A 12,209-nucleotide genomic window follows, 5' to 3' on the forward strand; every position below is an offset into this window, starting at 1 on the left:
AGGCGGGAAAGATGCCTTGACAAGCACCCCCGCGCCGCGTTTTTGGCTTCGTATCGGGGTGCGGGGGTGGGGTGGGTGCCTCGATGGTTGGGTGTATCGGTGCGGTTTGGGGCTTGCGCCCCGATGAGGTTTCTTAGTCGCGCGTGGGGGTCTTGCCTCAGGAGACGGGCCTGGTGCGTGGTGCCAGGCTGACGGACCTTCTGCCTGGCGAGTGACGCAGCTTGTCTCGTCGGGCGGTGCTCCGCGTCTCCCTGGCCAGTATCGATGCTACGAACTCGGTCGCGTTGCTGAGAAGATCCCAATGTGGCGTTGGGTGCGTGCGACGCACCGAACGCCACATTGGTTGCGTCACGGTGGTGGTGGGGCGGTCCGTGAAGGGCACCTTGAGAAGTCCGTGAGGGGGCACTCATGGACATCGGCGGGCCGTGAGGGGGCACTCATGGACATCGGCGGGCCGTGAGGGGGCCCTCATGGAGCTCGGCGGGCCGTGAGGGGGCCCCTCACGGACATCGGCGGGTCGTGAGGGGACCCCTGAGGGAATCAGAGTCCCTCAGGGGGTCCCCACGGACGGCGGCGGGCGGGTTCGACTGGTGCCGTGCTGGATCGCACCTGCGCGTCGAGTTGCTAGCCGCGTTCGATGAGGTGGCCTACTACTTCCGGGCCGGGGTGGGCGTGGCCTGAGCCGTCGCGGCGGAGGTCGATTTCGGGGAGTTCCACGGGGTCTCCGGTGCGGCTCGCGCCTGCGGGACGCGGGCCGATCCAGGCGACTTGTACTTGGGTTTCTCCCTTGAGGAACCGGTGGGTTCGCACGCCGCCGGTGGCTCGGCCCTTGGCTGGGTATTCGCTGAAGGGCGTGACCTTCACGCTCTGGCCCGTCGCGGTGACGACCATCGGTTCGCCGTGTTCTTCGTCGTCGGTGCGGATGGCGCCGAAGAAGACCGCGGTGTTGTTCGCGGACAGTTTCACTCCCGCCATGCCGCCGCTCTTGGTGCCTTGCGGGCGGATCAGGCTTGCGGCGAAACGCAGCAGGGACGAGTCCGACGAGACGAAGGCCAGGGTTTCGTTTCCGTCCGTCAGCCAGGTCGCGCCTACGACTTCATCGCCCGCCTTGAGGCTGATGATCTCGAATTCGTCCGATCGGACCGGCCAGTCTGGGGCGCAGACTTTTACGACGCCGGCGCGGGTGCCGATGGCCAGGCCTGGCGAGTCTCCTGCTTGCTCGCCGAGAGGGGCGATGCCTACTACGCGTTCGCCCTTTTCGAGCGGTACCAACTCTTTTGCAGCCATCCCGCCGCGCAGCGACACTGTGCCTGCTTGTTCTGGGAGCACCGGCAGCGGCAGGACATCAGTCTTGAAGGCGCGGCCTCGGCTGGTCACCAGCAGCACCTGGCCGCGCGCGGTGGTGTGCACGACGGCCGATACAGCATCGTGTTTGACTCGGCCGTTGCGGCGGCGGACTTCTGACGCCTCTTCGGATTCCGCCGCCGTGCGGGCGACCAGGCCGGTGGCCGAGAGGATCACCTGGCACGGGTCGTCGGCGACTTCCAGCGGGCCGGACGGCTTCGAGGCGGCCAGGACTTCCTTCAGGTCGCCGTCGATGAGGCGGGTGCGGCGTTCGGTGGGGAAGTCCTTGGCGATCTTCGCCAGTTCCGTCGAGACGAGCTTCTTCAGGACCGACTCGTCCTCGAGGATCGTGGTCAGCTCGGCGATCTCCGCGCGAAGCTTGTCCTGCTCGTTTTCCAGTTCCAGCCGGTCGTACTTCGTCAGGCGGCGCAGCGGAGTGTCGAGGATGTAGGTCGCCTGGATCTCGGACAGCTTGAACTTCGTCATCAGGCCGTCCTTCGCGGCGGCCGCGTTTTCGCTTTCGCGGATCAGCCGGATGACCTTGTCGATGTTCAGCAGCGCGACCAAGAGACCGTCGACCAGGTGCAGGCGTTCTTCGCGCTTGCGGCGGCGGTAGCGCGTGCGCCGCGTGACGACCTCGTAGCGGTGCCGCAGGAAGACCTCCAGCAGCGCCTTCAGGCCGAGCGTCTGCGGCTGTCCGTCGACGAGCACCAGATTGTTGATGCCGAACGACTGCTCCAGTGGCGTTAGGCGATACAAATCCGCCAGCAGTGCCTGCGGGTTGACGCCCACCTTGCACTCGATGACGAGCCGCGTGCCGTTCTCGCGGTCGGTGAGGTCCTTGACGTCCGCGATGCCGGTGAGCCGCTTGGACTTGTTGACCTCGTCGGTGATCTTCTCGATCACCTTCTCCGGGCCGACGCCGTACGGCAGCTCGGTGACCGTGATGGCCTGCCGTCCGCGGCTGCCTTCCAGCGGGCCGGTCTCGACGTTCGCGCGCATCCGCACCACGCCGCGGCCGGTTTCGTAGGCCTTGCGGACCTCGTCCAGGCCCAGCAGGCTGCCGCCGGTGGGCAGGTCGGGGCCGGGGACGTATTCCATCAGCTTGTCGAGCGTGGCGTTCGGATGGTTGATCAGCCACCGCGCGGCGCCGATCACCTCGCCGAGGTTGTGCGGGATCATGTTGGTCGCCATGCCGACCGCGATCCCGGACGTGCCGTTGACCAGCAGGTTCGGGTACGCGGCGGGGAGCACCGAAGGCTCTTCGAGCGAACCGTCGTAGTTCGGGCGGAAGTCGACGGTGTCCTCGCCGAGTTCGCCGACGAGCAGCATCGCTTCGGGGGACATCCGGGCTTCGGTGTATCGGCTCGCGGCCGGTCCGTCGTCCGGGGAACCGAAGTTTCCGTGCCCGTCGATGAGCGGGGCGTTCATCGAGAAGTCCTGCGCGAGCCGGACCATCGCGTCGTAGATCGCCACGTCGCCGTGCGGGTGGTACTTGCCCATGACGTCGCCGACCACGCGCGACGACTTCACGTACGCGTGCGTCGGGCGGTAGCCGTTCTCGTTCATCGAGAACAGGATCCGGCGGTGCACCGGCTTCAGTCCGTCCCGCGCGTCCGGGAGGGCGCGCGAGTGGATCACCGAGTACGCGTACTCCAGGTACGAGTCTTCGATCTCCGTCTTCAGCGGGTTGTCGAAGACCTGCGCGCCCGGCGAGTCGAACGCGCTCGGGTCGACCCGGGTCACCGGGGTCTTGCTACGGCGAGCCATGGCTCACAACTCCTTGGGAACGAACGGAAAACTCAGACGTCGATGGCGTCGCGGTCGACGCGGTCGGACGATTCGACCAGCCAGTTGCGCCGCGGCTCGACCTTCTCGCCCATCAGCAGTTCCAGCGCCAGCTCCGCGGCCTCGACGTCCTCCAGCGTGATCCGCCGGACCGAGCGCGTCGCCGGGTTCATCGTGGTTTCCCACAGCTCGTCGGCGTCCATCTCGCCGAGGCCCTTGAACCGCGGCACCGGCGTGACGACCGTCTTGCCCGCCGCTTCGAGTTCGGCGACCTTCTGCTCCATCTCGCGCTGGGTGAAGGTGAAGATGGTCTCCGAACCGCGGCCCTTCGTGGTGATCTTGTGCAGCGGCGGCATGGCCGCGTACAGCCTGCCGTCCTCGATCGCCGGGCGCATGTACTTCGCGAACAGCGTGATCAGCAGCGTGCGGATGTGCGAACCGTCGACATCCGCGTCCGCCATCAGGATCACGCGGCCGTAGCGCATCGTCGACAGGTCGAACGTGCGGCCGGTGCCCGCGCCGAGCACCTGCACGATCGACGCGATCTCGGCGTTCTTCAGCGTGTCGCCGAGCGACGCCTTCTGCACGTTGAGGATCTTGCCTCGCAACGGCAGCAGCGCCTGGTACTCCGACACCCGCGCCATTCGCGCCGAGCCGAGCGCGCTGTCGCCCTCCACCAGAAACAGCTCGCTGCGCGAGACGCCGGTGGTGCGGCAGTCGACCAGCTTCGGCGGCATCGCCGCGCCCTCGAGCGCGGTCTTGCGCCGGGCGGCGTCCTTCTGCTGTTTCTGGGTGAGCCGCACGCGCGCCGCGTCGACCACCTTCTGCAGCACGATCTTGGCCTCGGACTTGGTCTTCCGGTCCTCGGTCCAGGCGCGCAGCTGCTTGTCGACGATGCCCTGGATGACGCGCGTGATGCCCGCGGTGGACAGTTCGTCCTTGGTCTGCGAGGTGAACTGCGGCTCCGGCAGCCGGACGTGGATCACCGCGGTCATGCCTTCCAGCACGTCCTCGGTGGTCGGCGGGTCTTCTTTCGCCTTGAGCAGCCCGCGCGTCTTGCCGATCACGTCCTGCAGCGCGCGGGTGACCGCGCGGTCGAACCCGCGTCGGTGGGTGCCGCCGTGCACGTTGCGGATCGTGTTGGTGAAGCACTCCACGGTGCGCTCGTAGCCGGTGCCCCAGCGCAGCGCGACCTCGACCTCGGCGTGTCGCTCCACATTGGACTGCATGACGCCGTTGGCGTCCGCCGCGTTCTCCTTGTACGTGCCCTCGCCGGTGATCATCAGCGTGCCGCAGACGGGCTTTTCGCTGTCCGGGGCGAGGAAGTCGACCATGTCCGACAACCCGTTCGGGAAGTGGAAGGTCTCCTCGTTGATGGTGTCCTCGAACGTGGTGCGCAGCACGTACGTGACGCCTGGCACGAGGAACGCGGTGTTGCGCAGCTTCGCGCGCACGCCTTCCACGTCCAGCACCGCGCCGGTCTCGAAGTACCGCGCGTCGTACCAGTAGCGGATCGACGTTCCGCTGCGCTCGCCGCGCTTCATCTTGCCGACGAGGTTGAGCCCGGAGCGGCGGGTGAACTTCGCCTTCGCGCCGGGGCCGTCGAACACGCCGGGCACGCCGTGCGCGAACGACATCTGGTGGACCTTGCCGTCCTGCTTCACCGTGACGTCGAAGCGGTGCGACAGCGCGTTCACCGCCGAGGCTCCGACGCCGTGCAGGCCGCCCGACGTCTTGTACCCGGAGCCGCCGAACTTGCCGCCGGCGTGCAGCCGGGTCAGCACCAGTTCGACGCCGGAAAGGCCGGATTTGGCGTGCACGCCGGTGGGAATGCCGCGGCCGTCGTCGTCCACCTGGACGCTGCCGTCGCCGTGCAGCGTGACGACGATGCGCGAGGCGTGGCCCGCCACGCCCTCGTCGGTGGAGTTGTCGACGACCTCGGAGAAGAGGTGGTTGATGCCTCGGCTGTCGGTGGAGCCGATGTACATCCCGGGGCGCTTGCGAACCGCCTCGAGTCCCTCGAGGTGGGTCAGGTCATCGGCCCCGTACAGAGTCTCAGCGGTCACGAGGTCGTTCTCCCGGATCGAGGCGAGCTGTTCGGTGGGCAAACAGGCGGCCGGAGCAGGGGCCCCGGGCCGTCACCGTACTGCAGGATATCCGCACCCCCCGACAGGATCTGGCCGCTGCGCCCCCGATGGGGTCCGGCAGCGTGTCCCAGGTCACCGGTATAGTCCTGTTGGAATACATCTTCCACGCGAGTAGTTGTGCCGACAAGCAAGGTAAGAAGCAACCGGCTAGGGAGCGGTCATGCAGTTCGGAATCTTCTCGGTGGGCGACGTCACGACCGACCCCACCACGGGCGTCACGCCCTCGGAGCACGAGCGCATCAAGGCGATGGTCAAGATCGCGCTCAAGGCCGAAGAGGTCGGTCTCGACGTCTTCGCCGTCGGAGAGCACCACAACCCGCCGTTCGCCGCGCCGGCGAACCCCACGGTGCTGCTCTCGAACATCGCGGCGCAGACAAAGAAGATCGTCCTCTCGACGTCGACCACCCTCATCACCACCAACGACCCGGTGCGGCTGGCCGAGGACTACGCCATGCTGCAGCACCTGGCCGACGGGCGGCTCGACCTGATGATGGGCCGCGGCAACACCGGCCCGGTCTACCCGTGGTTCGGCAAGGACATCCGCGAGGGCATCCCGCTGGCCGTCGAGAACTACGCGCTGCTGCACCAGCTCTGGCGCGAGGAGGTCGTCGACTGGCAGGGCAAGTTCCGCACCCCGCTGCAGGGCTTCACCTCGACCCCGCGCCCGCTCGACGGCGTGCCGCCGTTCGTCTGGCACGGTTCGATCCGCAGCCCGGAGATCGCCGAACAGGCCGCCTACTACGGCGACGGGTTCTTCGCGAACCACATCTTCTGGCCGACCTCGCACTTCCAGCAGCTGATCGCGTTCTACCGGCAGCGCTTCGAGCACTACGGGCACGGCAAGGCCGACCAGGCCATCGTCGGGCTCGGCGGGCAGGCCTTCATCCGGCCCAAGTCGCAGGACGCGTGGAACGAGTTCCGGCCCTACTTCGACAACGCGCCGGTGTACGGGCACGGCCCGTCGCTGGAGGACTTCACCGAGCAGACGCCGCTGACCGTCGGCAGCCCGCAGGAGGTCATCGACAAGACGCTGACCTTCCGCGAGCACTTCGGCGACTACCAGCGCCAGCTGTTCCTGATGGACCACGCCGGCCTGCCGCTGAAGACCGTGCTGGAGCAGCTCGACCTGCTCGGCGAAGAGGTCGTGCCGGTGCTGCGCAAGGAACTGGAAGCCAAGCGCCCGGCGCACGTGCCGGACGCACCCACGCACGAATCGCTCAAGGCGGCTCGCGAAGCCCAGTCCGTCACCGCTTGACCTGGGTTCGCCTGACTTAGTGGAGAGGTCATGACTGCACGCACTATCGCCGTGGTCACCGCGGGGCTGAGCCAGCCGTCGTCGACGCGGCTGCTGGCCGACCGGCTGGCCGAGGCCACCCGCGCCGCCTTGGTCGACGACGACGTGACGGTGAAAGTGTTCGAACTCCGCGACATCGCGGTGGACGTCACCAACAACATGCTCACCGGGTTTCCCAGTCCGCAGCTGCGGGAAGTGATCGACACCGTGACGCGCGCGGACGGCCTGATCGCCGTGACGCCGGTGTTCACCGCTTCCTACAGCGGGCTGTTCAAATCGTTCTTCGACGTGCTGGACAAGGAAGCGCTCGACGGCAAGCCGGTGCTGCTCGCCGCGACGGGCGGTACGGAACGGCATTCGCTCGCGCTCGACTTCGCGCTGCGGCCGCTCTTCGCTTACCTTCGCGCGGCCGTGGTGGCGACGGGCGTGTACGCGGCGTCGTCGGACTGGGGCAGCGTCGAGGCGACCGGTGCACTGCAGCAACGCGTGGAGCGGGCTGGTCGCGAGCTGGCGCAGCTGGTCGCGGCAGCGCCTGAGGCGAAGCCGGATGACGAGTACGCGTCGGTGTCGTTCGAGCAGCTGCTGGCGGGTCATTAACGGCTCCTGGCAGTCAAGATCGCTTGCGGCGCCAGGGTTTCCGGATCGAGGAGCAGTTCGGCCTCGACGGTGAACCCGGCGTCGCGCAGCCAGTTCGTCATGCGTTCCCGTGGGCGGCGGTGCACCTGGAGCTTCATCGGGTGGCCGCCGTAGCCTTCGGTTTTGAGCCGGGTTTCGTCGCCGACGTGGAACAGCAGCTGGAGCAGTCCGCCGGGCCGCAGGGCTTGGCGGAAGTTCGCGAAGACGTCCGGGACCAGGTCGTCCAGCAGGTGGATGACCGACTGCCACGCCACGATCCCGGCCAGCGAAGCGGCGGGCAGCGGGTCGGTCATCGAGCCGACTTCGAATCGCAGCGCGGGGTGGTCGCGCCGGGCGACCTCGATCATGCCGGGGGACAGGTCGATGCCGTACGCGGTGACGCCCAGGCCGTTCAGATAGGCCGTCACTTGGCCGGGGCCGCAGCCGACGTCGGCGACGGGGCCTTCGCTGACCTGTTCGGCGAATAACCCCAGTGCGGCAAGCAGATACGGCTGTCTGCCGAGCGCGTCACGGACGAAGGCGGCGTAGTCCTCCGCGACGGTGTCGTACGAAGTCCGGGTGTCGGTGAGCCATTCCATGTCAGCCTGCCGGGGTCTGGGCGATGAGGACGGTGGCGCGCGTGGTCCAGCCCAGCGCTGAATACAGCTGTTGACCCTCCGCGGTGGCGATGAGAATCCCGGTGGTCGCGCCGTGCGCCACGGAGCTTTCCGCGAGCGCGCTCATCACGACGCTGCCGAGACCGCGGCGGCGATGCTCGGGCTCGGTGGCGATCCGGTCCGCGATTGCGTCCGTGCCGACCACGGCCATGGTTCCGCGCGCCGCGACGCCCGAGGGATGCCTCAGCACGGTTTCGCACACCGTTCCGTTCATGACGGTCTCGCAGGTGTAGGGCGGCGGAGCCGGACGCCGTGGATGTCGGCGCAACGGAATGGTCATGAGCGCTTCGCGTTCGTCTCGCAGCTTCAGACCGGCCTCGCGCACGATCGCCTCGACCGACTCGGGCCGGTTGGTCGGCACGGTCAGCCAGGTCGGGCGCGAAGCAGTGGCCGCCTCGTCGGCGAGACCGCGCAGGACCTCGGGTTCGGCGGACAGCGCGACGATCTCGCGGTGCCGACCCGGTTGTCCGACCAGGACGTGCAGCCCGCCTCGGGCTTGTTCGGCAGGACGGAAGCCTCGGGATGCGCCCCATCCCGCCTGCCAGCGGAGGATGAGGTCAGGCAGCGATTCGACCACGCTGAGCAGCTAAGCATTCAGCACCGACAAAAACGCGCGCTCCGTCGCGAGGACGGGGGTCCAGTATGGACAGTCCGGCAAGGTTTCGCCTGGCAGCACTGCGAGCCGGACGGCACACTGACCCGATGGGATTGGGCAAGCCAGTGCGCCGGGTGCTCCTGTCGGTCGTCGGCGGGGCGCTGGTGATCGTCGGGGTCGTGCTGCTCGTGCTGCCGGGACCGGGATTGCTGCTCGTGCTCGCCGGATTGCTGGTGCTGGCTTCGGAGTTCCCAGCGCTGCAGCGATTTGTCGACCCGGTGCGGACCCGGGCGATGCAAGCCGCCGAGGAAAGCGTGTCTTCGCCGTGGCGGATCGCCGGTTCCGTGCTGGCCGGGCTCGCGTTGCTGGCCGCGGGCATCGTGTGGGGGACGGTGCGCTCCCTTCCGCTGAGCGGGTGGAGCACCGGGACGAGCCTGATTCTGTCCAGCTTGATTCTGTTCGCGCTGCTGATCTGGAGTTACCGGCGGGTGCGGGCGAAGCGAGTCTCAGGCGAGCAAGGCGGCAAGCCCTAGATAGCCGCCTCCGCCGATCACGACGCCAGCCACCGCGCCAATGGTCACTTGCGCGACGGTGTGGTCTTTCAGCTCGACGCGCGACCAGCAAACCCACGCCACCGCGAGGAAAAGCAAGGCGAGCCAGGGGTGGTAGACCTTCATCAGCATCACGGTCGACCCAGCGGCAACCATGGCGTGCATCGAGATCTTGAACTTCAGCCCGAAAGTCACCGCCAGCGCGACGACCAGGCAGGCCAGCTCAGCGGCGGCCAGCGCGATCATCTCGTGCGGCGCGGAGCCGACGAGCAGCACCACGAATCCCAGCGCGAGGGAGCCGATGCACGCGGCGAACGGCACGAGCCGCCCGGCGCGGTTGGTGACGTGGTGGCTGTCCCACTTCCCGCGTTTCGCGCCGCGCACGATGACCGCCATCGGGATCAGCGAACCGGTGATGCCCACGATCAGGCCCCACAGCACGGCTTCGCCGAGTTGATGGCCGGTGACCTGCCAGGCGACCACGAGCGGCAGGCCGAGCACCCACACCCAGGGAGCGAGCACCTCCGTCGCTGCTCGTGCGAGGCGGCGGCGGGTGCCGGTGGGAGCCAGTTCGTCCGGCGGGGCGGATGGCACGGCTGGGCTCCTCGGGGCTCGGTGTCGGGGCCGGGGAATGGTATCGGGGCCGGGGAAATAAAAGCGCCTGGACCTGCGCGACTCACAGGTCCAGGCGCTCAGTTCAGCAGGCGTCAAGAGGCGTAAAGCTTGGCCACCTCCGCCGCGGACAGCGCCCGGTCGTACACGTGCACCTGGTCAACTGCCCCGTTCAGGAAGTCCACCGGGTTCCCGCCGTACTTCCCGCGCCCGATCACCGTGTGCCCGGTGGACGCCTCGCCGAGACAGACGCTCTTCGACGCAGCGAGCTGACCGTCCACGTACAGCGCGAGCTGCCCGCTAGCGGCGTCGCGGACACCGACCAGGTGGTACCAGCGTCCGGCCTCCGGCGTCATCGGCGCGAGCGCCCGCGTGCCCACGAAGCTGAACGCCAGCTTGTGGTCCGCGCCGGAGTACTGCAGGAAGAACGCGCTGTGGTCGTTGCCGTCCTGGCTCACCACGGTCTGGAAACCGTCGCCGACCGCGTTGAACTTCACCCAAGCCGCGACGCTGTAGCTCAGGTCGGTCTTCGCGAGCGCGGCACCGGTGTCGGCGTACTGGCCGGAGCCGTTCACCGCGAGGGCCGAACCGCTGTGTCCGGCGGTCCAGGAAGCGCCGCCGACGAGGGTCGCGTCGTGGTGGCCCACGGTGTCCGCCGCGGTGGTCCCGCTGTTCTCGTCGAACGGGTACGCGGCGATCCCGTCGATGCCGGGAGTGCCTGGCGGGATCACCGGACCCTGTTGCGGCGAACCGTCAACGCCCTTGATCACCGAAAGGTTCGCGGCGCGGACGGCGGCGAAGTCCATCTTCTTCACCTGGCGGTCGTAGGTGAAGAAGCCGTTGACCTCCTTCTCGACGTCGGTGGTTTGCGTGTACACGCCTGCCGACACCCCGCATTGCCGTCCGGCGAGCAGCAGGCGTTGCTGGAGTTCGCCGTAGCGCCGGGTGAGCGTGGCGCTGTCCGGTTCCATCTCGTAGGCGAAACTGCCGGCCGGGTCGAACTGGTGTCCGTCGACCTTCAGACCCAGGCCGCCGTACTCGCCGTCGACCGCGGCTCGGGTTGCGTCCGGCACCGGGGTTCCGGGGCCGGTGTAGGTGTGATCGTCGTAGAGATCGCCGCGCCCGCTGTCCGGTTCGGACCGGCAGCAGTTCACGCCCGACTCGGCGTCCACGAGCCGCGTCGGGTCCCAGGCCTTGACCTGGTCGGCGATCCGGCCGACGGCGTAGTCGCCCCAGCCCTCGTTGAACGGCACCCAGGTGACGATCGACGGGAAACTGCGGTGCTGGTCGATCATCCGGTGCAGTTCGGATTCGAAGTTCGCCTGGGACGCGGGCGTCGCCTCGATGTCGTCCTTCATCGCGGGCATGTCCTGCCACACCATGAGCCCGAGTTTGTCCGCGTAGTAGTACCAGCGGTCAGGTTCGACCTTGATGTGCTTGCGCACCATGTTGAACCCGAGCGCCTTTTCCTGCTCCAGGTCGAACTTCAACGCCGCGTCGGTCGGCGCGGTGTAGATGCCGTCCGGCCAGAAACCTTGGTCCAGCGGGCCGAGTTGCATCACGAACTTGCCGTTGAGCAGCATCCGCTGCTTGCCGTCCGCGGTCTTGCCGACGGAAACCGACCGCAGGCCGAAGTACGAGCCGACACTGTCCCCAGAGGACAGTGAGACGCGCAGGTCGTACAGGAACGGGTCGTCCGGGGTCCACAGATGCGGCCGGTTCACCTTGAGCTTCAACGGAGTGTTCGCCGGTCCGGACACGCGGCCGACGACGCGGCCGTGGTCGTAGGCGACCGCTTCCACGCGTTGCTTCACCGGTCCGCCCACGACGGCGTTGACGGTGACCGAACCGCTGGCGACGTCCGGCGTGGTGTCCACTTTGGAGATGTAGGCCGGGGTCACCGGTTCCATCCAGACGGTTTGCCAGATTCCGGACGACGGGGTGTAGAAGATTCCGTCGCCGGGTTTGCGCTGCTTGCCGAGCGGTTGCCCGCCCGCGTCATTCGGATCCGTGACGCCGACCACGACTTCCTGGTCTTTCCCGGTGGTCAGCGCATTGGTGACATCCGCGGAAAACGCGTCGTAACCGCCGGTGTGGCGGGCGACCTGATGGCCGTTGACCCACACCGTGGTGTCGTAGTCGACCGCCTGGAAGTGCAGGATCAGCCGCTGGTCCCGGCCGCCGACGTGCCAGTTCTTCGGCACCTGGAACGTCCGCCGGTACCACATCGACGTTTCGTGCCGCATGATTCCCGACAACGCCGATTCGACCGGGTAAGGCACGAGAATGCGTTCGTCGAGACCGCGGTTGATCGGTGGCGAGTCGCCCGGTTTGGCGGCGGAGAATTCCCAGACGCCGTTGAGGTTTTGCCAATTGTCGCGGGTCAGTTGCGGGCGCGGGTATTCGGGAAGGGCGTTGCTCGGCGAAACCTGATTCGTCCACGGGGTGGTCAGGGGAGGGGTGAGGCGTTGCCATTGCGGCGGATCTGCCGCGGCGGCGGGGACACTCGACAACCCGGACACGGCCACGGCGAGCGCGGCGGCCACCGTGGCCAAACGGCCGGGTCTGCGGGCAGGACGGACCATC

At 67.9% G+C, this 12,209-nt stretch carries 9 protein-coding genes; 3 read left to right on the forward strand and 6 right to left on the reverse strand.

Features of this window, described 5'->3' with window-relative positions; genetic code table 11:
• Nucleotides 1–624 precede the first annotated feature (624 nt).
• Both ABD156_RS08960 and ABD156_RS08965 read right to left on the reverse strand, forming a co-directional pair.
• Nucleotides 625–3,114, reverse strand: coding sequence for a DNA gyrase/topoisomerase IV subunit A (locus ABD156_RS08960; protein ID WP_344268981.1), 2,490 nt, complete (start codon nucleotides 3,112–3,114; stop codon nucleotides 625–627).
• A gap of 32 nt (nucleotides 3,115–3,146) precedes the next feature.
• Nucleotides 3,147–5,198, reverse strand: a complete 2,052-nt coding sequence (locus tag ABD156_RS08965) for a DNA gyrase/topoisomerase IV subunit B (RefSeq protein ID WP_344268984.1) — start codon at nucleotides 5,196–5,198, stop codon at nucleotides 3,147–3,149.
• Between the two features lie 241 nt (nucleotides 5,199–5,439).
• On the opposite strand from ABD156_RS08965, the gene ABD156_RS08970 reads away from it, so the two are divergent.
• Together ABD156_RS08970 and ABD156_RS08975 are read left to right on the forward strand one after the other, a co-directional pair.
• Nucleotides 5,440–6,534 carry an LLM class flavin-dependent oxidoreductase gene (locus ABD156_RS08970; RefSeq protein ID WP_344268988.1) on the forward strand — a complete coding sequence of 365 codons (1,095 nt, stop codon included), beginning with the start codon at nucleotides 5,440–5,442 and terminating at the stop codon, nucleotides 6,532–6,534.
• Between the two features lie 30 nt (nucleotides 6,535–6,564).
• Nucleotides 6,565–7,170, forward strand: coding sequence for an FMN reductase (locus ABD156_RS08975; protein ID WP_344268991.1), 606 nt, complete (start codon nucleotides 6,565–6,567; stop codon nucleotides 7,168–7,170).
• Here ABD156_RS08975 and ABD156_RS08980 read toward each other — a convergent pair.
• Nucleotides 7,167–7,787: a methyltransferase domain-containing protein gene (locus ABD156_RS08980; RefSeq protein ID WP_344268995.1), complete on the reverse strand. Its 621-nt coding sequence runs from the start codon at nucleotides 7,785–7,787 to the stop codon at nucleotides 7,167–7,169. The two genes, ABD156_RS08975 and ABD156_RS08980, sit on opposite strands and share 4 nt — an antisense overlap.
• A gap of 1 nt (nucleotide 7,788) precedes the next feature.
• Nucleotides 7,789–8,442, reverse strand: coding sequence for a GNAT family N-acetyltransferase (locus ABD156_RS08985; RefSeq protein ID WP_344268998.1), 654 nt, complete (start codon nucleotides 8,440–8,442; stop codon nucleotides 7,789–7,791).
• A gap of 125 nt (nucleotides 8,443–8,567) precedes the next feature.
• Here ABD156_RS08985 and ABD156_RS08990 point away from each other — a divergent pair, with 125 nt between their 5' ends.
• Nucleotides 8,568–8,993, forward strand: coding sequence for a PGPGW domain-containing protein (locus ABD156_RS08990; protein ID WP_344269000.1), 426 nt, complete (start codon nucleotides 8,568–8,570; stop codon nucleotides 8,991–8,993).
• On the opposite strand, the gene ABD156_RS08995 is transcribed toward ABD156_RS08990, so the two are convergent.
• Complete coding sequence (locus tag ABD156_RS08995; protein ID WP_344269003.1) at nucleotides 8,967–9,605, reverse strand: hypothetical protein; 639 nt, start codon at nucleotides 9,603–9,605, stop codon at nucleotides 8,967–8,969. The genes ABD156_RS08990 and ABD156_RS08995 overlap by 27 nt on opposite strands.
• Nucleotides 9,606–9,718: 113 nt before the next feature.
• Complete coding sequence (locus tag ABD156_RS09000) at nucleotides 9,719–12,208, reverse strand: LamG-like jellyroll fold domain-containing protein (RefSeq protein ID WP_344269006.1); 2,490 nt, start codon at nucleotides 12,206–12,208, stop codon at nucleotides 9,719–9,721.
• Nucleotide 12,209: the final 1 nt, after the last annotated feature.

Source organism: Amycolatopsis albidoflavus, from assembly GCF_039525725.1.
GTDB lineage: Bacteria > Actinomycetota > Actinomycetes > Mycobacteriales > Pseudonocardiaceae > Amycolatopsis > Amycolatopsis albidoflava.